This window comes from Paenibacillus shunpengii, assembly GCF_042684905.1.
GTDB classification, from domain to species: Bacteria; Bacillota; Bacilli; order Paenibacillales; family Paenibacillaceae; genus Paenibacillus; species Paenibacillus shunpengii.
Map to the genome: position 1 here is coordinate 55,766 of NZ_JBHUMJ010000010.1, position 23,690 is coordinate 79,455.

Genomic DNA, 23,690 nt, shown 5'->3' on the forward strand with positions numbered 1-23,690 from the left:
AATTTGTTAAACACTTCGGAACATGTACATTTTATCGGTATCGGCGGCTATGGGATGAGCGCCATTGCAAGAGTTATGCTGGAAATGGGATATACCGTCACGGGATCGGATGTCGTATCCCAGGAGCTCACGGAGAAGCTTGCCGCTAAGGGAGCAAAAATATATATCGGGCATACGCCGGAACAAGTCCATGGTGCGGACTTGGTTGTCTATTCAACAGCGGCTTCCAAGGACAATGTGGAACGCGTTGAAGCCGAGCAGCTGAACATCCCTATTCTTCATCGTGCTCAAATGCTTGCAAGGCTGCTGAATGAACGTAAGGGAGTAGCGGTTGCCGGAGCGCACGGTAAGACAACCACTTCTTCGATGATTGCACTCGTCATGGAGGAGTGCGGTGTAGATCCCACCTATATTATCGGCGGAGAAATTATGAACCTGGGTACAAATGCCAAGGCGGGCAAGGGTGAGCATGTTGTAGCAGAGGCGGATGAGAGCGACGGCTCCTTCCTGCAGTATCATCCTTGGCTAGGTATTGTAACGAATCTTGAAGCCGATCATATGGAGAACTACAACAATGATTTTAATGAGCTGAAGAATGCTTATATCAAATTCTTGAATCAGGTTAAGCCGGAAGGCTGTGCGATTGTCTGTGCGGATGATGAGAACATTCAGAGCATCATGCCGCAGCTCAAATCCAACATTATCACTTATGCAATCGATGCAGAAGCTGATTATACGGCAACAGATATTGAGCTCGGAGATCGCCATATTTCATTTACGATGAATCATCGAGGTGCGCCTCTTGGAACCGTTGAGTTGTCCGTACCCGGCAGACATAATGTGAGCAATGCCATGGCGACTGTGATTTCTTGTCTCGAGGCAGGCATTCCGTTTGAGTCAATTGTGAAGGCAATTGTGAAGTTCAGCGGAGCGAAGCGGAGATTTCAAGTGCTCGGAGAAGCTCGAGATATACTCATTATTGATGATTACGCGCATCACCCAACGGAGATTGAGGCGACGATCAGTGCTGCCAAAGCGACAGGCAAGCGGATCATAGCGGTCTTTCAGCCGCAGCGCTACACACGTACCTTCTTCCTGCTGGATGCGTTCAGCCGTGCATTTGGAGAAGCAGATGAGGTCATTATTACTGATATCTTCTCACCTGCAGGAGAGAAACAGATTGAGGGTGTACATTCCTCCAAGCTGGTAGATCTGATCAAGCTCAACAGTAATCCAAATGCCATATATATTCCTTCCAAAGAGGATGTTGTGAAGCAGCTCGAGCATCGTTTGCAGCCCGGGGATCTCGTCCTAACAATGGGAGCCGGCGATATTTGGAAAGCAGGTTATGCGCTTGCGAAGGGAATCAAGTAGGATCTTTACCGTTTGAGTCATACCGCACCGTTTCTTTATTAAAGAAACGGTGCTTTTTTTTGCATAACTCCTCAATTAGGCACATATAGCTGTTAGAAAGGACAAGAGGAGGGTGGTTAGCCGTGAACAAAGCTAGAATGACATTTCGTTTCAATGAGGACAAGCCTGCTGCCAAGCTCGAATCAGACATAGTGATGCCTGGCGATGAATGGAAGCACAGCAAGGAGAGAACAACTGCGAAGCATGATATAACAGACCCTGTCCCTGCTGAAATGCCGCAAACCACCATCCCGCTGCAGACCGTGACAAGCCTTCCTCTTGACGAACGGGAAGAAGGACGTTCTGATCGAGACAGCTTCAGTGGAAATAATGTTTACGCGGATCAGAGAATATACGAAGATTGGGAAGAGCCTTTTGGATCTTATTCTTCTGTGCCTATTGTTGCAGGTCATGAGCACTACAAAGAGCCCCAGGAGAAAGACAAGCAGCACCCAGGTTCATACGAGGAACTTGAGGATCAGGATCCATTCTATTTGGGTCAGGCAAGTGAAAATTACACCATGTACCGGGGACCTCGAAATGTATGGAAAATGACGGGATCCATTATCGCTGCAGTCGTTACAGGTGTCATGTTTGGGTTTGTTGCCATGTCCATGGTGAATTCAGAGAACACCTCAAATACCGTTTCGCCTGTAACGGTGCCTGCATCATCAGGTGTCACTCAAGAAACAGTTACAGAGGGAGGGGCAAATGTTCCTGCAGGTGCATCATCTGCAGCAACCATTCCAGCTGTGACCTATTATATGCTGCAATATGGTGTGTTCAGCAGTCCAGAAGGTGCTGAGCAAGCCAAAGCTGAGTTGACATCAGCGGGTATAGCTGCTGGGAGCGATCCTTTGGATGAGCTCCGTGTGTATGCGGGAGTTTCCGCTGATCGTGAGAATGCCAAGCTGATCAGTAACCAGCTAAGAACGGAAGGGGTAGAGCTGTACGTACGTGAGATTCACCTTCCTGAGATAACAGGCCTTCAGTTTTCAGGTGATCAGAGCACGGTGACGGATTTTTTTAATTCCAGCCGGGCGATTACAGAAATATTGACCTCTGTATCAATCAGGCAGCTGGGTCAGCAGGAGCAGAAGGCACTGTCAGAAGCGGATATGAACGCTGTCACGGACGCGCATCAGCGCTGGACAAGCACGGTAGCTAAGATCAGAAGCGGTTTACCGGCGGAGAGTGAGTCTGTCGAGCTGCAAATGGAAGCCGCTATGAATACGGCAGTCACTGCAGTTGCAGAATATAATAAAAATCCCTCCAAAGAACATATTTGGAAAGTACAATCACAGGTCATGAATTATATACTGCTCGAAAAACAACTGCTTGAAATCATCAAACAAGCATAGTATGCGCGCTGATCCGGCACGGGACTGGAAATAGTTCCCCATGCCGGATTTCTGTTTGTACTTATGTCTAGGTTCCCGTATAATAATGAAGGTGTCAAAATATGGCGAGGGAAGAGTAGAATGAAAAAAAACTTCGGAATATTCATCTTGTTTCTGCTCCTCGGTTGGTTAATTGGAGCATCCATATCCAAAGGATTAGAGCAGTTTGAGGCTCTTTCTTTTTTAACGAATGCAACGACGATCAGCTGGTCGCCAAAGGCAAATTTCGACATCATTAGCTATCATCTTAACATTCAATTAAAGATCAGCCTGCTCAGTCTGTTAGGGGTTGTATTTGCGATTTGGCTTTACCGAAAACTATAGCTTTTTAATATCACAGAACTGATGCAGAACAGAAGCTTGAGCAGGAGTAAAAAACAGACCAAAAAAGATATGTAACACATGCGAATAGCATTATCATTCTCACGAAGGAGTTCATCTCTTGAAAAAGCAGCGGATTATACTTGCCTCCACGTCTCCAAGACGCAGGGAACTCATAGCGACGCTTGGCCTTCCGTTTGAAGTTCGCCCTAGCCACACCCCGGAAGATACACCAGAAGACTACACACCTCAGCAAATTGTAGAAGAACTTGCCTACCGCAAAGCAAAAACTGTCTATGATTCTTATGATTCCGAACTGGCAGGAACCATCGTAGTAGGCAGTGATACAATTGTCGTACTCGACGGAGAAGTGCTTGGCAAACCAAAGGATGAGCAGGATGCTTACCGGATGCTTAGTTCCCTTCAAGGTCGCACTCATGAAGTATATACGGGTGTTACTAGTATTTCGGGTGAGGATGGACGTGTAATTACGCAGCATCGCCGTACGAAGGTCAAGATGAAGCAGCTTAGTCCAGATGCCATTCATGCTTATATACGGACAGGCGAGCCTTCTGACAAGGCAGGCGCATACGCCATTCAGGGTTTGGGCGCTACATTTGTTGATTCCATTGAAGGATGCTATTTTAACGTCGTGGGTTTGCCGCTTTCCTTGCTTAGTGAACAACTGTCAGAGCTGGGCTTGAACGTGCTGTCCATTGACGAATAGGAAGTCATAGTAACAAGAGAACGGGTTCGTTTTTTATGTGAAAAGAGGGAGAAAATGAGTTCGCCACAGTATATGCTGCGCGACATCCCCCAAGAACAGCGCCCGAGAGAACGCATGCTAGAAGTAGGGGCGGGTGCACTAAGTCATACGGAGCTTCTGGCGATTCTGCTTAGAACAGGAACGAAGCAGGAATCGGCCATTCATATCGCTCAGCGTATTCTGAACGAAGCAGGGAGTCTTCGGAATCTGGTGGATATGAGTGTTGATGAGCTGTGTCAGCTCAAAGGCATTGGACCCGCCAAAGCCATTCAGCTGAAGGCAGGGATCGAGCTGGGACAACGGGTTATGCAGACCAGATTCGCGGAGAGACCCGTCATTCGCAGTCCGAGAGATGCGGCTGATTTGCTTATGGAACAGCTTAGGTATCTGCAGAAGGAGCATTTTGTCTGCCTTTTCCTGAATACCAAGAACCACGTGATTTCCCAAGAGACGTTATCTATGGGCAGCCTCAACGCTTCCATCGTTCATCCGAGGGAAGTGTTCCGGGCTGCCATGAAATGCAGCAGCGCCTCCATCGTGTGTGCGCACAATCATCCGAGCGGTGATCCTGCCCCGAGTCCGGAGGATATACAGCTGACACGTCGTCTTGTCAAAGCTGGTGAAATTGTAGGAATTGACGTGCTCGATCACATCGTGATCGGGGACGGGAAATATGCAAGTTTGAAGGAGCAAGGGTTCATATAATATAATGTGGTACGTTAACGGTTTTTTTATTAAGCGTAAATTACAAGGAGCGTTTTTCCTTCATCGCTTCGATCGCTTTATTTTGAATCGGATTATAATGACGCAGCTGCTAAGCAAGGTATGGGACGGCAGCATAAATAATGCAAGTAAAGAAAGGGAGAAAATAGCATGTTAGGTGGCTTTACAAAAGATTTGGGGATTGACTTGGGAACGGCGAATACGCTCGTTTACGTACGGGGAAAAGGCATTGTGGTCAGAGAACCATCCGTTGTTGCATTACGTACAGATACACAGGTTATCGAAGCTGTCGGTGAGTCAGCCAAAAAAATGATCGGACGTACTCCTGGCAACATCCGTGCCATTAGACCGATGAAGGATGGAGTTATTGCGGATTTCGATACTACGGCAACGATGATTAAATATTTTATTCGCCAAGCTCAGAAGCAGCGTTCCTTCTTCCAGCGTCATCCGAACGTGATGGTATGTGTTCCTTCCGGCATTACGGCGGTAGAACAGCGTGCCGTAGAGGATGCTACGAAGCAGGCGGGAGCTAGAGAGGCATACACCATCGAGGAGCCGTTTGCTGCTGCGATTGGTGCAGATCTTCCTGTATGGGAGCCGACAGGCAGTATGGTCGTTGATATCGGCGGCGGTACAACAGAAGTTGCAGTGATCTCCCTTGGAGGCATCGTGACAAGCCGTTCGGTGCGTGTTGCCGGTGACGAGATGGACGAGTCCATCATCCAGTACATCAAACGTCAATACAATCTGATGATCGGTGAAAGAACAGCGGAACAGCTCAAAATGGAAATTGGATCTGCACTTCCTCTGGAATCTGTAGAAACGATGGAAATTCGTGGACGTGACCTTGTTACTGGATTGCCGAAGACCATCACAATTACTTCAGATGAAATTAGTGAAGCACTTGCCGATACAGTGGGCTCCATTGTTGAAGCTGTTAAAGTAACCCTTGAGAAATGCCCGCCTGAGCTGGCTGCGGATATTATGGACCGTGGTATTGTGCTGACAGGAGGAGGAGCTCTTCTTCGTAACCTGGACAAGCTGCTTGCAGGCGAAACAGGAATGCCGGTCATCGTTGCTGAGAATCCGCTGGATTGTGTAGCCATTGGTACAGGCAAAGCGCTGGACAACATTCATTTGTTCAAATCTAGAAGCAGTGCTGCAATCAGATCTAAACGCTAAAATACGAAACATTGAAAGTCACAGCTAAGCAGGCTGCATCCACCCGTGCTGGCCGCAAAGCGATAAGGCATAGCTGCATATGGAGATGCGGTTATGCCCAGATTTTTATGATGTTGCTACCTATGGGATAGTAAGTCAGTAGTTTAAGGTTCGCACAGCTATAGGACCACTACGCACTTGCTTTCCCTTTTTAAGTGAAGCTTATAATTGTGGCTTAGCATCATAACGAAATAAGGATGTTAGAGGGTGTTGTAACTGTTTAAATGGTTAGGCAACAAGCGATTGTTTATTTTACTCGTTGGTATTATCATTTTTATCGCACTTATGGGTTTTACGGTAGGGTCGAGAGCAGGCTTATCACTGCCCGAGAAGTTTACAAAAGATATGGTCGGATTCGTACAGCAGGTATTCTACAAACCGACTTCCTATATTGCTGGGTTCTTCGAGGATATAGCTAATCTTAAATCGCTGCAGGAAGAGAATGAGATTCTAAAAACCTCAGTTGCACAGTATAAGCAAGAAGCGGTGAGATACGGTAATTTGGCAGAAACGAATCAGCGTCTGCAGGAGAATCTTGATTTCACTGAGGAGCAAAAGAACAGACATAATTACAAGCTGCGGACAGCCCAAGTCATCAGTGTGAACTCGGATCCGAACAACAGAGTTCTGAATATTGATATTGGAGAGAATGCGGGGCTGAAGGTCGGGATGGCTGTAACGACGCTGGACGGGCTGGCAGGAACCATCAGCCATGTCAGCAACTTTACTTCTACGGTCACACTGCTAACAGCGCTGGATCCAAGCTCAAGCGACGCTAATGCTATTGCAGCTACCGTTGTAGGTAAAGAAAATGATACTTTCGGTATGATCGAGAAGTATAACCCGCAAACAGGTTATCTGGAAATGACGAAAATCAGCGAAAATTCCAAGATTGCCAAAAATGATGTCGTCATGTCCTCAGGAATTATCGAAGGATTTCCGAAATATATGATTATAGGGACAGTCAAAGAGATTAAGGAAAGTGAATTCGGGCTTGCACAAGTCGCCTATATTGAGCCGGCAGCGAACTTTACGGACTGGAAAGAAGTCTTCGTTGTCATTCCACCGGAGGTAACTCCATAGTGGCCGGGCGGAAGCAGTTGCTGATCATTCTGTTGTTTGTGCTCTTTATTATTGAAGGGACTGTCGTGCCTTGGATTATCCCGGACAGCTGGCTTCCTCGAATTGGACACAACTTCGTGTTTATCGCCATTCTGTTTGTTACGGTATACTATCATCGTCATTCGGCTCTCGTACTGGGTATTATATTTGGTCTGCTTCATGATGTGGTCTACTACGGCCATATGATTGGTCCGTATTCCTTTGCGATGGGGCTGACAGCCTATCTGATCGGCTTGTTCTTCAAATCCCCAAGAGCGACGATGCCGGTCATGATGATGATGGTGATTCTGGGGAGTTTGCTGTTCGATTCTATTCTCTTTTTCACCTATAAGTTATTCCGGCTTAATCAGGAATCTTACAATTGGGCACTGCTGGAGTATATGATTCCAACCGTGTTTATTCATTTTATATTTGCATTAATTATTTATGTTCCGCTACGAAAACAGCTTGATCGACTAACACGGCGTAGAGTAACGAAGAAGGATAAAGTGTAATAATATCTAACGCTTTTCAGGCAAAAAGAAGGAACTGCTGCGCTTCGGCACGAATGTTTGAGATGGGAGGGACAGGCTTATGACAGTAAAATCGAATCATGTGACGATCAAAGGCATCAAAGATGGCCTGGTATTCCTGATGGATGACGAGTGTGATTTGGAGGAACTGCTGAGCGAGCTTCGCTTTAAGCTTGAACATAGCCATCAAAATATATTGTCCGGTCCCATTATTCATGTCGACGTAAAGCTTGGATCTCGAATTGTGACCGAAGAGCAGAAAGAAGAAATTCTTCATATTTTGAAGCAAAAAGGCAATTTGCTCATACGTTCCATTGAATCCCCGGATGCTGAAACCGATGAGAACAAGGCTTCGGCTCTGACCACCATTACCGGTATTGTGCGTTCCGGTCAAGTGCTTCAACATGAAGGAAACCTGCTGCTGCTTGGTGATGTCAATCCTGGTGGAAGTGTCAGCTGCACGGGTAATATTTATATTATGGGTGCACTTCGCGGAATGGCACATGCGGGAAACAAGGGCAATGAGGATGCTATTATATGTGCATCTTATTTTGCGCCGACGCAGCTTCGAATCGCGGAAGTTATCAGCCGTCCTCCGGATGAATGGGAGCAAAGAGAAGCAGGGATGGAGTTTGCTTACTTGCAGAACGGACACATGCAGATCGACAAAACGAGCAATATCGTTCGGTTGCACCGTGATTTTAACGTGTTTAAAGGGGTGTAGCATACATGGGAGAGGCGATTGTTGTCACTTCAGGAAAAGGCGGTGTCGGCAAAACAACCACATCTGCCAACATTGGCACTGCACTTGCGCTGCTTGGTAAAAAAGTATGTCTGGTTGATACAGACATTGGCCTTCGAAATCTGGATGTCGTTATGGGACTCGAGAATCGAATCATCTACGATCTGGTGGATGTAGCAGAAGGCAGATGCCGATTGAACCAAGCTTTGGTCAAAGACAAGCGCTTTGATGAATTATATATGCTGCCAGCCGCGCAGACAAAAGATAAAAACTCGGTTACACCTGATCAGGTAAAGGATATTGTGCTGGAGCTCAAAAAAGATTTTGAGTATGTTATTATCGACTGTCCTGCCGGTATTGAGCAAGGGTTTAAGAACGCCATTGCTGGTGCCGATCAGGCCATTGTTGTAACTACACCAGAGAATGCTGCAGTTCGTGATGCGGACCGTGTAATCGGGCTGCTCGAAAGCTCGCATGTCGGATCTCCAAAGCTGGTCGTTAACCGGATTCGGAATAATATGGTCAAAACCGGCGATATGCTGGATATCGATAGTATTTTACAAGTGCTGAATATCGATCTTATTGGGATTGTTCCCGATGATGAGCTTGTTATCAAAGCAGCCAATTCTGGTGAACCTACCGTGATGAATCCGAACTCGCAAGCTGCCATGGCCTATCGTAATATCGCAAGACGTATTCTTGGCGATACGGTGCCGCTTATGCTGCTTGATCAAAAGAAAGGTGTCTTTACACGGTTTAAGAAGTTTTTCGGAATGGGTTGATGCAATTTGCTTCGCAAATGGAAAGAGCTGGACTGGCCGCTAATGGCAGTTCTCGTTTTATTTATGCTGGTAAGTACGATGGTTGTACATAGTGCCATTATTCCAACACCCGAATTTGAGGGTTATGATATTAGGACAGCGCTCTTTTACATCCTAGGCTTCATTATTGTGCTGGGTATCGCGTTGGTCGATTATCGGGCACTGCTAAAGTATAGCTTCGTTATATACGGTATAGGCTTGATTATGATCATTCTCCTGTTCTTTATTGGAGCCGAAGTGAATGGTGCGAAGAGCTGGTTCAAGCTGCCGGGAGGATTACTGTTCCAGCCCGCCGAATTGGTCAAGCTGGTGCTTATTCTCGTCTGTGCATACATGCTCGGCAAGCGTGGTGGAGAGCCGCTGAGATTCAGGACGGATATTATTCCAGCCGCTCTCATTGTCCTCGTTCCTTTTGTGCTCGTGCTGATTCAGCCGGATTTGGGAAATGCCATCATTTATTTGGTTGTATTTGTCGGGATGCTGTGGATTGCGGGAACGAGGTATAAGCATGTGTTGATTGGCATTACGACAGTGCTTGCCGCACTGATCCTATTTGTCACCTTGTTTAATACCTTTAATGATCAGATCAGAGCAACGCTTGAGGAACAGAATCGCTTGCACTGGTATCAGCGTATCAATACCTTTCTCAATCCGGGAGAAGCTTCGAGTGATGATAGACATCAATCCAGCTATGCCATCATTGCGATTGGCACCGGCGGACTGGCGGGGGATGGCTTTAAACAGGGTGAACTCAAGAACAATCATTTTATCCCGTATCCCTATTCGGACTCCATATTTGTGGTCATTGGTGAAGAGTTTGGATTTTTGGGAAGTGCGTTTGTTCTGCTCATGTATTTTGCGCTGATCTATCGTTTGGTCCGCATCGCAGCAGCTTGTTATGATAAACGAGGAGCCTATATTATTATTGGGATTGCCACGATGTTTATTTTTCAGGTATATGAAAATGTAGGTATGATGGTAGGCCTAATGCCGATTACAGGCATCACACTGCCCTTTATTAGCTACGGCGGGACATCCCTTCTCATCAATATGCTCAGTATCGGAATTGTCATGAGCATTAAGCTGCATCAGGATAAATACGATCTGCAAAATAACGAAACCACAACGACAACAGCACCTGGGCTTTAGAGCTCATGGTGCTTTTTTTGTATATACGCTCGAAGGCTTGTTCATAATTGCTCGTCCCTATTCATAAGATGTAACAGTTAGAGTGAATCCTCACAAGGAGGACAAAAGGGATGAACATTAAAGCCAATATTAAACAGCGGAGACAGGAACGGATCAGACAGCTTCTTGATGTCGAAGCTACCCACGAGAAACAGAGCTTAAAGACCATAGAACATGTACGGCCTATAGACAGGAGAAGGGTGCCGCAGGCAGAACAGCATCCTCCCTTTTTTCAATCGGTTGATGAAGCAGATATAAATACAGCTGAGCGAGATCCTGAGCTGTTGTGGAAGAAGGATCGCAGAAGATGGGCAGAGGATGACAACACTTATTTCGATGGCTCTGATCCTCAGCCGCGTTTTCTAAACGGACTGCTTAAGCGGATTGTAATCAGCGGCATATTATTTGGTGCGATCTGGGGCGCGTTTCAGTGGGATGCTCCTTTTTTGGAAAGAGCCAAGTTTTTTGTGGCAGACAGCCTGCATCAGGAAATGGATTTTCAAGCAGCGGCAGCCTGGTACACAGACCATTTTGGCAGCACGCCTTCCTTTTTGCCGATCTTTCAAAATGATGGCGCTTCTCCACTGAAAGTGACAGCTTCCCGCAAATTGTCTCCTCCCATTGCAGGTACAATCGCTCAGCCCTTTGCTATAACGATGGAAGGGGTGGAGATTGTACCCAATTCTGAGGGTGGAGGCGTTTTTCAAGTTGACAGTATTGATGCAGGACGAGTTATCCAGGTCATTAACAACCCTGAGACAGGTACGACGGTAGTTGTTCAGCATACGGGCGGGCTTACAGGCATCTACGGACGTCTTGCAGAAACCAAGCTGGAGACAGGCTCCTGGGTTGAAGAAGGCGGGAAGATCGGTCAGATCCCAGCAGGCACATTAGAGCATGATCAGACTTTGTACTTTGCAGTAAAGGATGGGGACACCTATATTGATCCAGCGGAAGTGATTGCTTTTGATTAATGTAATGGGGATCCGGCTATCCCTGCATCCGGTATTTGTTCTTGTCATGATGCTCTCTGTAGTAACAGGTCGATTTATTGAGCTGTTAACGTTATTCGCCATCGTATTTATTCATGAGCTCGGTCATGCAAGCTGCGCTTTGTTACTAGGGATTCGGGTTACCTCCATTCAAATGCTTCCTTTTGGGGGAGTTGCAACGATTGAGGATCGGGGAGATTTGACGGCCAGAAAAGAAATCCTGATATCACTTGCGGGCCCCCTCCAAAATGTAATGATGATTGCGGCAGCTTATGCCATGAACGCCACAGGTATGTGGGATGGACAGTTTTTGCGTTATTTTATCTCCTCTAACGTAATCATTGCTTTATTTAACTTGCTGCCGATTCTGCCATTGGATGGCGGGAAGATCATACAAGCCTTGCTGAGTATCTTTCTTCCTTATCACAGGACACTTCTCATTACTTATAAAATAAGTATCATTTTCAGTGCAATGATGCTGACCTATGCATGTTTGCCGCTAATGCGGGGACAGGAAATGGTTGATCTCAACGCAGCTATGATGGGCTCTTTTCTCCTATATTCCAACATCGTGGATTTTCGGAATATCCCTTATCGATTCGTGCGCTTTTTGATGAACAGGGATATTCTTTTTTCGGCCCATGCCTCTTCCGGGAGCTTGGCTCAGCCAATAATTTCGATGCCAGCGAAACCTTTGGACAATATCTTGCGTTTATTTAAGAGAGAGAAATATCATATGATATACGTGATGGACAAGCATGGGAATATTGTTGGCGTTCTGCCAGAGCAGCGCATAATCAAGTCGTATTTTGATAAAAGAACGTAATTTACAAAATAGGAGAGCGCAAACGAATGCCACTATCTTCTCTCTAAAAGAGTACTCTAGAGGTGAAGCCATGAAGCAAACGATTGTGAACTGTGAACCAAATCTGATTCGAATGGCTCTTCTGGAGGAAGGTAAAGTAGTTGAATATGCAGCGGAACGGGCGGGTGAAAGGGGACTGCTCGGTTCCTTTTTTAAGGGACGTGTAGTCAATGTGCTTCCAGGTATGCAGGCTGCGTTTGTTGATATCGGGCAAAAGAAAAATGCCTTTTTATATATCGATGATGTACTGCATCCCAACCTGGACAAGCAGCCTAAGATCAAGCCGGCCATTACAGAGCTACTTTACGTGGGTCAGGATATTATCGTTCAGGTGTTCAAGGAGCCTGTGGGCGGAAAAGGGGCAAGAGTAACAACACACTATGCATTGCCCGGGCGCTGGATCGTTTATATGCCTACGGCAGGATATATAGCGGTATCCAAGAAAATTGCAAAAGAAGGTGAGCGATCTCGTCTCAAAAGTATTGCTGAACGTTGTAAACGGGATGAAGAGGGGATGATAATAAGAACGGTTTCTGAGCATGAAAGTTTGGAAGCCATTGAAGGTGATGTCATTCAGCTGCGCAAGGTATGGCAGAGGATTGAACAAAAAGCCAGCATGAACAATGCTCCGCGGCTGCTGCATCAGGATCTCAGCATTCTGCAAAGATTCATTCGGGACAGTTATACGGCTCATAGTGATGAATTTGTAATTGATAACGAGCATCAGGCCAGAGAAGCCAAGCAGTTCTATCAGGATGTTGCTTTTAATGGAGTGCCTCATTTTCATATTTATCGCGGGGATAAGCCTGTTTTTGAAGCGTATGGAGTTCAGGAGCAGCTGGTAAGAGACTTCAAAAGAAAAGTGTGGCTTGAAGGTGGCGGTTATGTCGTCATTGATCATACCGAAGCTCTGACCGTCATCGATGTCAACACGGGTAAGTATATAGGTGGTCGAAACCTGGAAGAAACAGTAACGAAGACGAATATTCAAGCAGCGATTGAAATCGCCAGACTGATCAGACTTCGAGATATCGGAGGAATTATCATTATTGATTTTATTGATATGGAGTTTGATCGACATCGGGATGAGGTTATGCTGACACTGGAGCGAGAGCTGCAGAAGGATCGCACCAAATCTCACGTGGTAGGATGGACAAGGCTTGGTCTGCTGGAGCTTACCCGCAAGAAGGTAAGGGAAGAGAGCAGCCTGTTGCTGGAGTGATTATTGCAAAATGATTGATTTCAGAATAGACTCATGATATAATCTTCAGGTATGTGTCTAGTATTAAGTTGCTGCACATGCTGTAACCGCTCCGATCGGGTTCTGAAGCATTCTGTTTTTTTGAGGCAGGATCACCTGGATTAGGCGAGTCTGAGACATGAGGAGGTGCAAGCAAATGTACGCAATTATTGAAACTGGTGGTAAACAGTACAAAGTTCAAGAAGGCGATGTTCTTTTCATCGAGAAATTGAACGCTGCAGACGGTGAAACAGTAACGTTTGACCGCGTGTTGGCTGTTTCTAACGACAACGGTTTGACTGCAGGTACACCGGTTGTTTCCGGCGCAACTGTAACAGCGACTGTTGAGAAGCATGGCAAAGGCCAAAAGGTTGTTGTATACAAATACAAGCCTAAGAAGAACTACCATGTGAAACAAGGTCATCGTCAACCTTACACTAAAGTAACTATCGGCAAAATCCAAGCGTAAGTAGGTGTAAACAGTGATAACTGTCCACATCTTTCGTTTGAGTGACGGCAGCATTCGCGGCTTTTCCGTGAAAGGTCATGCGAATTATGCTAAAGCTGGTGAAGATATTGTATGTGCGGGAGTTTCCGCAGTGACGGTTGGTACGGTCAATTCGATTGAGACACTTACAGGTGTTGAGCTCGATGCCGAGATGGAGCATGGCTTTCTGAGCGCATATGTTCCAGAAGGAGCTAAGTTGTCAGACGATATTCGTTCCCAGATTCAGTTGCTGCTTGAATCACTTGTGGTGATGCTGAAATCGATCGTCGATTCGTACGGAAAGTATATTCAGATAAAGCAGCATAATAACTAAAGAAGGAGGTAGACTACAATGTTAAAATTGGATCTTCAGTTGTTCGCATCCAAAAAAGGTGTGGGTTCCACAAAGAACGGTCGTGATTCCCAGTCCAAACGTCTTGGCGTTAAGCGTGCAGACGGTCAGGCAGTTTCTGGCGGAAGCATCCTCGTTCGTCAACGTGGTACTAAAATCCACCCAGGAACGAACGTAGGAATCGGTAAAGACGATACTTTGTTTGCGAAAGTAGACGGCGTTGTGAAATTTGAACGTTGGGGCCGCGATCGTAAAAAAGTGAGCGTCTACCCTATTGAAGTTGCTCCTGTAGCAGCTGCAGTAGAAGCGTAATAGGCATTTCGCCTAAGGAGCCTTCGGCATGTTTGCCGGAGGCTTTTTTTATTCAGGCCATGGCTCTACCCTGGTTCGTTTTCAAATGAGTGAAGATGTTTTTGTTTTTTGGTACTGTTTGGTAACTTCGTCTGTGATATACTGCCTTTATGACCTTTATATTATAATGGGGTTAACATTGATGAACGGGGAGAAGTCATGAATTACTGGAAAAAAGTGCCCTTAGCGGTATCTTGTTCGGTCATATTTCCGTTAGTTTTGGTGATCATCTCTAAGACTCTGATCTCTTGTATTTTGCTTGCCTTTTGGTTAGGAGCTGTTCTTTTTTATCTCTTTAAGACTGTGGACAAGCAGCTTGAGGAGCAGCGGCACCAAACGCAGCAGAGAATGGAAGATACAGCGATATCCGTGTTAAATCATCACAGACATGATTGGATGAATGACCTCCAGGTGTTGTATGGATATATTCGTCTAGGAAAGAATGATAAATCAATACAAACGGTGGAAAGAATAAAGGAGAGAATGACGGAAGAGAGTAAGATTTCTAAGCTGGGTGTGCCGTCTCTCATTTTTTATTTGCAGTCGTATCGAATAAGCGGCAGTCCTGTTGTTCTAAGTGTTGAAGTGGAGGACGGATTGCGGCTGGACACCTTGATTTCTCCCGAGGACGGTGAGATGCTGACAGGGACGATTGCGGATACAGTCAGGGCTTATCAGTTCAGCAACCGATCGTCTTGGGGAGAAATTCGTCACCTGTTAATTCGGTTTGGTCAGGATCAAGGGGATGTTATTGTACGTTTCGAGGGAGAGAGAATAGCATCTGAATCAGAAGCATGGAGTAATTTGTACACGATGAAGCAAGGAACCAAGGTGATAGCAGAGCCGCCTGCGACAGGGGATGCGCTCATTCAATTTCGTGTGACTTGTGGGATATAAGGAAGGGATAATCATGTTTGTAGATAAAGCGAAGATTTATGTTAAAGGCGGAGACGGCGGAGATGGACTCGTATCGTTTCGTCGTGAGAAATATGTACCTGAAGGCGGTCCTGCTGGTGGAGACGGCGGCAAGGGCGGAAGTGTTATTTTTCGTGTAGACGAAGGTCTGAGAACACTGATGGATTTCCGTTACCAACGTCATTTCAAAGCAAAACGCGGTGAAAAAGGCCGTAACAAAAGTCAGCACGGTGCGAATGCGGAGGATATGATCGTTCGTATTCCACCGGGAACGGTAGTAACGGATGAGGATTCGGGCGAGGTACTAGCTGATTTGACACGCCATGGCCAACAGGTCGTTGTTGCAAGAGGTGGTCGAGGCGGAAGAGGGAATATTCGATTTGCTACTCCGAAGAATCCAGCACCTGAGCTTGCCGAGAATGGTGAAGAAGGGGAAGAACGCTACATTGTACTGGAAATGAAGGTCATGGCGGATGTAGGGCTGGTTGGATTTCCGAGTGTAGGTAAATCTACGCTTTTGTCCGTCGTATCCGGTGCTAACCCGAAGATTGGGGCATACCATTTTACGACGATTACGCCGAATCTCGGTGTTGTTGATGTAGGGGAAGGCCGCAGCTTTGTTATGGCGGATTTGCCTGGGCTGATTGAAGGGGCGAGTGAAGGTATTGGACTGGGCCATGAGTTCCTGAGACACGTTGAGCGTACCCGCGTTATCATTCATGTCATCGACATGGCTGGATCTGAGGGCAGAGATCCGTATGAGGATTTCGTCAAAATCAATGACGAGCTTCGTCAGTACAATGCTAAATTGATGGAACGTCCACAGATTGTGGCTGCGAACAAAATGGACATGCCGGAATCGGCAGACAACCTGGAGAATTTTAAGCAGCAGCTGGCTGCTTCTCATCCCGAAATAGAGATTATGCCAATCTCCTCCCTTACACGTCAAGGTGTGAAGGAGCTTCTCTACAAGGCAGCAGATATGCTGGATCAAATGCCGGAAGAGCTGCATGTGGAAGAAGTGGCAGAAGTAAGTGAACGCAAAGTTTACAAGCTGGATAAAGAAGAAGAGGAAGGCTTCAAAATTGTGCGCGAGAATGAGATGTTCATTGTGGAAAGTCCGAAGATCGAGCGCATGATGAAACGAATGCAGCTGAATTCGCATGAGGCAATTATGAAGCTTGCACGTACCCTTCGCCATATGGGTGTTGATGATGAACTTAGAAAACGTGGTGCGAAGGACGGTACGATCGTTCGTATTGCCGATTTTGAGTTTGAATTTGTAGAGAGCAGCAGCTACTATTAATAAATAAAACGAAATTTACCGTGGGTATCTTCCTTAGATATCCACGGTTTTTTGGAATATGGACAACAAGAGACTCCATTTGTCTATTGCCCTTTTCGATACGATTCGATATAATGTCCACTATATGAATACAATAGTCTTTGAGGAGAGGACGTTTTTGAAAGAGCGCTACTATCTAGTACGTGAAGATATATTGCCAGAAGCTGTGGTGAAGACGATGCAGGTGAAGCAGCTGCTTGCTTCCGGTGAAGTGAAGACTGTCCATGAAGCGGCTGAGCGTGTTGGTCTAAGCCGAAGTGCATTTTATAAATATAAGGATGGAATTCATCTGGTCAACCAGCTGGAGAGAGAGCGAATCGTCACCATCTCCATTGATCTGGAGCATGAGTCAGGAATGCTGTCCCAAGTGTTATCGCATGTGGCATCATATGGAGGCAACGTGCTTACCATTCATCAGAGCATTCCGCTTCAAGGGCGTGCCAATGTTGTAATTTCAGTGGAGACTTCTCGGCTCAGCGGAGATCTTGGTGAGATGATGGAGCAATTCGCGCAGGTTCCGGGAGTCAAACGCACACGCTTGATTGGTCAGGGGTAGAGGAGATACTTTAGGTACATAAAGGGGATGAGAAGATGAAACCGATTAAGGTAGGTTTGCTTGGATTAGGAACTGTAGGCACAGGTGTAATACGAATCGTGGAGGGGAACCAGGAGGATCTGAGCAGTCAAGTCGGCTCTCCTATCGTTATTGAAAAAGTAGCTGTAAAAAATCTGGTCAAGGCTCGTAACATTACCGTGGATGCGGATAAATTAACAGAAGATCCATGGGAGGTTATTCTTAACCCGGAGATCGACGTGATTGTTGAAGTTATGGGTGGAGTGGAGAAAACAAAAGAATACATTCTAGAAGCGCTGGAGCGGGGCAAGCATATTGTGACGGCAAACAAGGATTTAATGGCGCTCTATGGTGCAGAGATTTTGGCAAAGGCGGAGGAGAAGCGCTGTGACGTCTATTATGAAGCGAGTGTTGCCGGAGGAATTCCGATTATTCGTACGCTGATTGAGAGCTTCTCGTCTGATCGAATCACACGAATTATGGGAATCGTGAACGGGACCACGAACTTTATATTAACCAAGATGAGTCAGGAGGGAGCTTCGTATGATGAAGTTCTAAGAGAGGCTCAGGCACTTGGTTACGCAGAATCCGATCCGACCTCGGATGTAGAAGGTTTGGATGCCGCGCGTAAGATGGCCATACTCGGTACGCTTGGCTTCCATACGAATGTTGAACTTCGAGATGTGTCTGTCAGAGGGATTTCTAGTGTGACCAAAGAGGATATTGCCTATGCCAAGAGACTTGGATATGAAATGAAGCTGTTAGGCATTGCAGAGAGACAAGATGACCAAATCTCAATCAGTGTAGAGCCAACGATGGTTAGACAGCAGCATCCTCTGGCCTCTGTTAACGGCGTATTTAATGCAGTATTCGTTCACGGTGAAGCGGTTGGCGAGACGATGTTCTATGGAGCAGGTGCAGGTGAGCTGCCAACGGCTACCTCTGTCGTAGCTGACTTGGTATCGGTGATCCGTAATTTGAAGCTTGGAGTAAGCGGTCTGAAATCTATCAGCCCTTATAAAGAAAAACATCTGATCCAAGATGAGCATATTTCATATAAAAACTTCATCCTGCTGCATGTCGATGACAAAGCAGGTGTGCTTGCTCAAATTACACAAATATTTGCGGAGTACGACGTGAGCCTTGCTTCTGTGGTCCAGCAGCCGAATGAACAGAATCCGGATGCCGAGATCATTATTGTTACCCATAATGCCAGCAAAGCAAGTATGGATAAAGTACTGAAGCACTTTGAAACACTTAGTGTTATTCGTAAAGTGAAGAGTGTTTACCGGGTAGAGGGATGAGCTTCCCCCGCACTTTTGAGGAGGACCGAACACAATGAAGAACAGCGTAAGAGTAAGAATCCCGGCGAGCACAGCGAACTTAGGCCCAGGCTTTGATTCATTGGGTATGGCGCTCAGCTTATATTCTTATATAGAGATGAAGAGGGCGGATGATACCTCTATCTCTCTGTATGGCGAGCATTTGAAGGGGATTCCTACGGATAAGACAAACCTTGTGTATAAAGTGGCACAAGCTGTATTTAAACAAGCAGGAATCCATATTCCTGAGCTTGAGATTTCGATGTACTCCGAAATTCCTCTTACACGAGGACTTGGAAGCAGCGCGACAACCATTATAGGTGCTATGGTTGCAGCTAATGAACTTATCGGGTCACCTTTGACGCGGGAAGAGCTGTTCACAATGGCTACACAAATGGAGAAGCACCCGGATAATGTGGGAGCATCGCTTTTTGGCGGATTTGCTGTCTGTGCATGGGATGGTAGTACCGCACATCATCTATCCTTTGATCCGCCTGAACATCTGGAAGTGCTTGTCGTTATACCGCGGTTTGAACTGTCGACAACCAAGGCAAGAGAAGTTTTGCCGAGCGAGCTTTCTTTTCAGGATGCGGTCTTCAATATTGGGCGGACCTCAATGCTGGTTGGTGCCTTAGCGAGTGGTCGTTACGATCTGTTAAGTGCAGCGATGAAGGATAAGCTCCATCAGCCCTACCGGGCTGCACTTGTTCCCGGAATGGCCAAAATACTGGAGGAGGCCCCAAGCAAAGGCGCTCTCGGAGCAGCTCTTAGCGGTGCGGGTCCGACGGTACTTGCTTTCGTACATCAAGAAGAGGCGGATAAGCAAGGTCTTGAAGCTTATATGATTGAGACCATGCGAGCCCAAGGCATTGAAGCAGATACAATGTGGATTAAGCCAGATCTGACGGGTGCACAGCTTGTATCTGACGAGCATCAGGGCACATTTATGGATATGATAAAAGGGGAAGTAAAAGCATGAAACGAGTTGCATTATTACCTGAGGGCACAGTGTCACATGAAGCGCTCGATTTTTTGCTCGCAGGCGAGCCGTATGAAGGCAAACACTTCAAGCTGATATCGAATGTATTTCGGTCTACAGAACGTGGAGAAAGTGATTATAGTGTCATACCCGTGGAAAATACGATAGATGGATCGGTTAGTCTACATATGGATTGGCTTGTGCATGAAGTGGATATCCCTATGCAGTGCGAATGGGTTTATCCTTCTATTCAGAATTTAATTGGTGATCGAGATGAATTTCTGAATACAGCGGGAGATCTAGACTTTACCAAGATACGCAAAATCATGTCACATCCCGTGGCAATCCCTCAATGTCAGCAGTTTATCCGCACGTATGCTCCTCAAGCAGAGCTTGAAAGTGTAGGCAGTACAGCAGAGGCTGTAGAGATTGTGAAGAAGAACCCGGGACAAGGCTGGGCGGCCATTGCTACGAGACTGGCTGCGGCGAAGCATGGATTGGATATTATGGCGGAACGGGTCACGGATCATGATAACAACTACACTCGGTTTGTGTTAATTGGTCCGGATGCAGTTAATCTGCGGCGAGAGGCTGATCATCAGAAGACAAGCATACTTATCACCCCTCCGGAAGATTTTCCTGGAGCGCTTCATCAAGTATTATCCGCCTTTGCTTGGCGCAGACTGAACTTGTCTCGAATCGAGTCCAGACCAACGAAGAAGAAACTCGGTAACTATTATTTTTATATTGATGTCATGGAATCAATGAATTCGGTACTTCTGCCGGCAGCTATTTCAGAGATTGAAGCTCTGGGATGCCAGGTTCGTGTACTGGGTTCTTATCCTTGCTATGTATATACAGGACAATAATGCGGAGGTGTAACTTGTTATGACAGCAGAACAGTGGATTTATTTAGATGGTCAGTATGTTACGAAGGAAAATGCAAAAGTATCTGTTTTTGATCATGGTTTTCTATACGGAGACGGAATTTTTGAGGGGATTCGGATATATAACGGGAATATTTTTAAATGCAAGGAGCATTTAGATCGTCTCTACGATTCCGCCAAATCCATTATGCTGGATATCCCTTTGTCTTATGATGAGATGCGGGAGGCCATGGCTGAAACCATTCGTCGTAACGAAATGAGAAATGGATATATTCGTCTTGTTGTATCACGGGGTTACGGTAACCTTGGAATTGACCCGCTCCGGTGTGAGAAGGCAAGTGTCGTCATCATTGTGGAAGAGTTGTCCATCTACCCGGAGGAAGCGTATCTAAAAGGCTTAAGAACAATCTCGGTTTCGCAGCGCCGCAATATTCCGGATGCACTTAATCCAAAGATCAAGTCATTAAACTACTTAAACAACGTGCTTGTCAAAATTCAGTCGAATCACGCGGGTGCCGGAGAAGCAATTATGCTGAATTCGCAAGGTTACGTTACTGAAGGTTCATCAGATAATATTTTTATCGTCAAAAATGGGGTTCTTATCACTCCACCATGCTATTTGGGCGCGTTAGAAGGCATTACTCGTAATGCTATTATTGAACTCGCAGACAAAATAGGTCTGCCCTTCAAGGAACAACCCTTCACATTGCATGATGTATATGTAGCAGATGAGGTGTTCTTTACGGGCACAGCTGCTGAGGTTATTGCTGCTTATGAGGTAGATGGCAGAACGATTGGAGACGGTGTCGCGGGTCCGATTACACTCAAGCTGCTTGAGGAGTTCCGCCAAATTGTAGACAAAGACGGGTATAAAGTATTTGCAGAGTAGTGCTGCTCTAAATGAGCAGATAAGATCCTCTTCTTAGCATGTGATCTCTTTTTTTAAAAGGGATTGCTGCTTAGAAGAGGATTTTTTTATAAGAATGATGTCATTTGGGCGGATGCTGCATAGGATGAGAGTAACGAAAGAACGGGCGAATGTCATGCCTGAAGAAACGTGAGGAGGTTTTGGGCCTGTGAAGATCCATATTGTCAAAGAAGGAGATACCTTATATAAGCTGTCCCAAAAATATAATGTATCTTTAGAAACGATGATAAGTGCAAATCCGCAAATTGCAAATCCCAATGAATTAACGATCGGGATGAAAGTCAAGATTCCATCTGCACCGGTAACTACACCGCCAGGAAATACGATTATACACTCCCATACCGTAGTACAAGGAGACTCGCTGTGGAAATTGTCTAAAGCATGGGGGGTTCCTCTGCAGGATTTAATTGCTGCCAACCCGCAGTTAAAAAATCCGAACGTGCTATTAGTTGGGGAAAAGGTGAACATTCCTGCTGGCGTATCCGCTAATAAGGATATGGGAACGGGTACACAAACAAATCCCACCCACATGGGTACATCTCCAAAAACGACAGTGGGAAGCGAGCAGTATACAGGTGTAAAAGAAGAGATCGTTCCGCTCGATGCATTGCCTAACTATCCTCAGCTTCCTGAACTTCCAACGATGCCAGAAGCGCCAGTTGCCCCAAAGGCCGAATTAACGAAGCCAAAGTCAACTGCACCCAAAGCCGAGTTAACCAAACCAAAGCCAGAGCAGCCAAAAGCAGAAGTAACTAAACCTGCACCAACGCCTCCCAAGGCAGAAGAGACTAAACCGAAACCCGTGCCACCCAAGGCCGAAATTACAAAACCGATTGCTCCCGCTCCAAAGCCTGAGATGACAAAGCCTATGCCACCTAAGAAAGAATTCAAGCCAGTAGCCCCGCCGCCAAAACCTTTGCCTAAGCCTGTAAAACAGCCTGAAATGGTTAAACCTATGCCGCTGCCCGCACCCGTTAAAAAACCAGACTACGGTTATTGCGATCCTTGTTACCCATCACACGGAATGATGATGCCATTTTATGAAGATAAGCATTATGGAAAAGGGCATGCTGGACACTGGCCGGGATTCCATCAGCCATATGGTCAGCATCCAGTTGCTCCAATGGGGCATCATGGTCCTCATGAGGGTGCAGTTCCTTATGGTGATCAATCACCTATAGTGCAAGGAGCATATGATCAGACGGACGGATCTTATACCACATACGAGCATGGCGGATATATTGTAGATTATATGCTTGTACATGGAGACCAATATGGAGATTGCGGATGTGGTCAGCCTGTAGCCTTGCCATACAGCTATGCTCAAGCGGAGTCGGATTGGAAGGCGGCAACTGCGCAGAATCAGCAGCCCGAAATGCATCCGCAAGCGTACGGACATCAGCCGCACTACACGAACTATTACAGACCTAATGAATACGGACCTCAAGTTCCGTATGTAGACTATTACAATAACCCCTACAATAATGTTGAAGCACAAGCAGCTGTACAGAATTTTGTGGGTGGAGAGAATGATGCTATCGAGCAGCAAGCAGGTATCAACTTAGATAGCTTAAGCGATCTCCCAAAGATAGAGGATGCAAAGACCTCTACTAAAGCAAAAACAACAATCGGAAAGACTAAGGCTAAGAAAGTGATGGTATCATCCAGTGCCAGGAAGCGTACTTCGTCCAATCGAAATCAAAGCAGCAAAGGATCTGGATTAAAAAAGGCACGTAGAAATCCATGGCTTAAGAGATAACATAGTGTCTAGGTTAAGCAGCTCATAATGAGCTGCTTAATTTTTATATAAAAGTGTTGCATTAGTTTTTTATATGTGGTATTCTATAATTCCTGTCGCGTTGACGGGGATGAGCGTTGAGAAATTGATAGTTTCATAGAAAAACTTTTTTAAAAAACTATTGACGAAACAACATCATCTATGATATATTATAAAAGTCGCCGCTGAGAGAAATTGAGTGTGGATGACGAAGTTGATCTTTGAAAACTGAACAACGAGTGAGTAGAATTTTGCAACTGCAAAATTCTAAACGCGAGGTTATGGTACAAGTCGTCAGACGGTATGATAACCGAGCGAAATAAAGAGAACATTATGTTCTCGTCAGTTTTTCTAAATGAGCTTAATCGCTCTCTAATGGAGAGTTTGATCCTGGCTCAGGACGAACGCTGGCGGCGTGCCTAATACATGCAAGTCGAGCGGAGT

Annotated in this window: 25 protein-coding genes, 1 rRNA gene and 1 other annotated feature; all 26 genes read left to right on the top strand. The window is 46.0% G+C overall.

All coding sequences use genetic code 11. From position 1 onward, the window contains the following. Positions 1 to 3 precede the first annotated feature (3 nt). Positions 4 to 1,374 carry a UDP-N-acetylmuramate--L-alanine ligase gene (murC, locus tag ACFSVM_RS21955; protein WP_090726935.1) on the top strand — a complete coding sequence of 457 codons (1,371 nt, stop codon included), beginning with the start codon at positions 4 to 6 and terminating at the stop codon, positions 1,372 to 1,374. 122 nt (positions 1,375 to 1,496) lie between these two features. Next, entirely contained in the window at positions 1,497 to 2,774 is a 1,278-nt protein-coding gene (locus ACFSVM_RS21960) for an SPOR domain-containing protein (RefSeq protein WP_090726937.1), read from the top strand. A 120-nt stretch (positions 2,775 to 2,894) separates the two neighbouring features. Further along, the gene (locus ACFSVM_RS21965; RefSeq protein ID WP_047914296.1) at positions 2,895 to 3,137 is read left to right on the top strand and encodes a DUF4321 domain-containing protein; all 243 of its coding nucleotides are present in this window, start codon (positions 2,895 to 2,897) and stop codon (positions 3,135 to 3,137) included. A gap of 118 nt (positions 3,138 to 3,255) precedes the next feature. After that, positions 3,256 to 3,861, top strand: coding sequence for a Maf family protein (locus tag ACFSVM_RS21970; protein WP_090726939.1), 606 nt, complete (start codon positions 3,256 to 3,258; stop codon positions 3,859 to 3,861). 54 nt (positions 3,862 to 3,915) lie between these two features. Continuing rightward, entirely contained in the window at positions 3,916 to 4,605 is a 690-nt protein-coding gene (gene radC / locus ACFSVM_RS21975) for a RadC family protein (protein ID WP_076315139.1), read from the top strand. Between the two features lie 168 nt (positions 4,606 to 4,773). Then, a complete protein-coding gene (locus ACFSVM_RS21980; protein ID WP_047914293.1) occupies positions 4,774 to 5,808 on the top strand; it encodes a rod shape-determining protein in 1,035 nt (344 codons plus the stop codon). Positions 5,809 to 6,090: 282 nt separating this feature from the next. Then, positions 6,091 to 6,930, top strand: coding sequence for a rod shape-determining protein MreC (gene mreC / locus ACFSVM_RS21985; protein ID WP_083656174.1), 840 nt, complete (start codon positions 6,091 to 6,093; stop codon positions 6,928 to 6,930). Further along, positions 6,930 to 7,463, top strand: a complete 534-nt coding sequence (gene mreD / locus ACFSVM_RS21990) for a rod shape-determining protein MreD (RefSeq protein WP_047914291.1) — start codon at positions 6,930 to 6,932, stop codon at positions 7,461 to 7,463. Before mreC ends, mreD begins: the two co-directional genes overlap by 1 nt. A gap of 79 nt (positions 7,464 to 7,542) precedes the next feature. After that, positions 7,543 to 8,205: a septum site-determining protein MinC gene (minC, locus tag ACFSVM_RS21995; protein ID WP_076315141.1), complete on the top strand. Its 663-nt coding sequence runs from the start codon at positions 7,543 to 7,545 to the stop codon at positions 8,203 to 8,205. 5 nt (positions 8,206 to 8,210) lie between these two features. After that, positions 8,211 to 9,005 carry a septum site-determining protein MinD gene (gene minD / locus ACFSVM_RS22000; RefSeq protein ID WP_047914289.1) on the top strand — a complete coding sequence of 265 codons (795 nt, stop codon included), beginning with the start codon at positions 8,211 to 8,213 and terminating at the stop codon, positions 9,003 to 9,005. A 6-nt stretch (positions 9,006 to 9,011) separates the two neighbouring features. Continuing rightward, entirely contained in the window at positions 9,012 to 10,193 is a 1,182-nt protein-coding gene (locus ACFSVM_RS22005) for an FtsW/RodA/SpoVE family cell cycle protein (RefSeq protein ID WP_076315142.1), read from the top strand. 110 nt (positions 10,194 to 10,303) lie between these two features. After that, positions 10,304 to 11,206 (top strand): M23 family metallopeptidase, encoded by a 903-nt coding sequence (locus ACFSVM_RS22010; RefSeq protein ID WP_076315143.1) that lies wholly within the window; start codon positions 10,304 to 10,306, stop codon positions 11,204 to 11,206. Next, positions 11,199 to 12,050 carry a M50 family metallopeptidase gene (locus tag ACFSVM_RS22015; RefSeq protein ID WP_090726941.1) on the top strand — a complete coding sequence of 284 codons (852 nt, stop codon included), beginning with the start codon at positions 11,199 to 11,201 and terminating at the stop codon, positions 12,048 to 12,050. Before ACFSVM_RS22010 ends, ACFSVM_RS22015 begins: the two co-directional genes overlap by 8 nt. Before the next feature lie 70 nt (positions 12,051 to 12,120). Then, the gene (locus ACFSVM_RS22020) at positions 12,121 to 13,311 is read left to right on the top strand and encodes an Rne/Rng family ribonuclease (protein ID WP_076315145.1); all 1,191 of its coding nucleotides are present in this window, start codon (positions 12,121 to 12,123) and stop codon (positions 13,309 to 13,311) included. Between the two features lie 74 nt (positions 13,312 to 13,385). After that, positions 13,386 to 13,473: a sequence feature (ribosomal protein L21 leader region), on the top strand. Positions 13,474 to 13,486: 13 nt separating this feature from the next. After that, positions 13,487 to 13,798: a 50S ribosomal protein L21 gene (gene rplU / locus ACFSVM_RS22025; protein WP_076315146.1), complete on the top strand. Its 312-nt coding sequence runs from the start codon at positions 13,487 to 13,489 to the stop codon at positions 13,796 to 13,798. Between the two features lie 13 nt (positions 13,799 to 13,811). Beyond that, entirely contained in the window at positions 13,812 to 14,150 is a 339-nt protein-coding gene (locus tag ACFSVM_RS22030) for a ribosomal-processing cysteine protease Prp (RefSeq protein ID WP_076315147.1), read from the top strand. An 18-nt stretch (positions 14,151 to 14,168) separates the two neighbouring features. Further along, positions 14,169 to 14,480, top strand: coding sequence for a 50S ribosomal protein L27 (gene rpmA, locus ACFSVM_RS22035; RefSeq protein ID WP_047914282.1), 312 nt, complete (start codon positions 14,169 to 14,171; stop codon positions 14,478 to 14,480). A gap of 198 nt (positions 14,481 to 14,678) precedes the next feature. Beyond that, the gene (locus tag ACFSVM_RS22040; protein ID WP_076315148.1) at positions 14,679 to 15,416 is read left to right on the top strand and encodes a Spo0B domain-containing protein; all 738 of its coding nucleotides are present in this window, start codon (positions 14,679 to 14,681) and stop codon (positions 15,414 to 15,416) included. 13 nt (positions 15,417 to 15,429) lie between these two features. Continuing rightward, a complete protein-coding gene (gene obgE, locus ACFSVM_RS22045; RefSeq protein WP_076315149.1) occupies positions 15,430 to 16,740 on the top strand; it encodes a GTPase ObgE in 1,311 nt (436 codons plus the stop codon). Positions 16,741 to 16,897: 157 nt separating this feature from the next. Then, positions 16,898 to 17,335, top strand: a complete 438-nt coding sequence (locus tag ACFSVM_RS22050) for an ACT domain-containing protein (protein WP_076315150.1) — start codon at positions 16,898 to 16,900, stop codon at positions 17,333 to 17,335. A 35-nt stretch (positions 17,336 to 17,370) separates the two neighbouring features. Further along, entirely contained in the window at positions 17,371 to 18,657 is a 1,287-nt protein-coding gene (locus ACFSVM_RS22055) for a homoserine dehydrogenase (RefSeq protein ID WP_076315151.1), read from the top strand. A gap of 34 nt (positions 18,658 to 18,691) precedes the next feature. After that, positions 18,692 to 19,654: a homoserine kinase gene (gene thrB / locus ACFSVM_RS22060; protein ID WP_379264579.1), complete on the top strand. Its 963-nt coding sequence runs from the start codon at positions 18,692 to 18,694 to the stop codon at positions 19,652 to 19,654. Beyond that, positions 19,651 to 20,523, top strand: coding sequence for a prephenate dehydratase (gene pheA / locus ACFSVM_RS22065; protein ID WP_379264581.1), 873 nt, complete (start codon positions 19,651 to 19,653; stop codon positions 20,521 to 20,523). The genes thrB and pheA overlap by 4 nt, the downstream gene beginning before the upstream one ends. 19 nt (positions 20,524 to 20,542) lie before the next feature. Further along, a complete protein-coding gene (ilvE, locus tag ACFSVM_RS22070) occupies positions 20,543 to 21,430 on the top strand; it encodes a branched-chain-amino-acid transaminase (protein ID WP_090726943.1) in 888 nt (295 codons plus the stop codon). A gap of 187 nt (positions 21,431 to 21,617) precedes the next feature. Then, the gene (locus ACFSVM_RS22075) at positions 21,618 to 23,228 is read left to right on the top strand and encodes a LysM peptidoglycan-binding domain-containing protein (protein ID WP_379264583.1); all 1,611 of its coding nucleotides are present in this window, start codon (positions 21,618 to 21,620) and stop codon (positions 23,226 to 23,228) included. Positions 23,229 to 23,618: 390 nt separating this feature from the next. Continuing rightward, positions 23,619 to 23,690 (top strand): 16S ribosomal RNA (locus ACFSVM_RS22080); the annotation flags it as partial.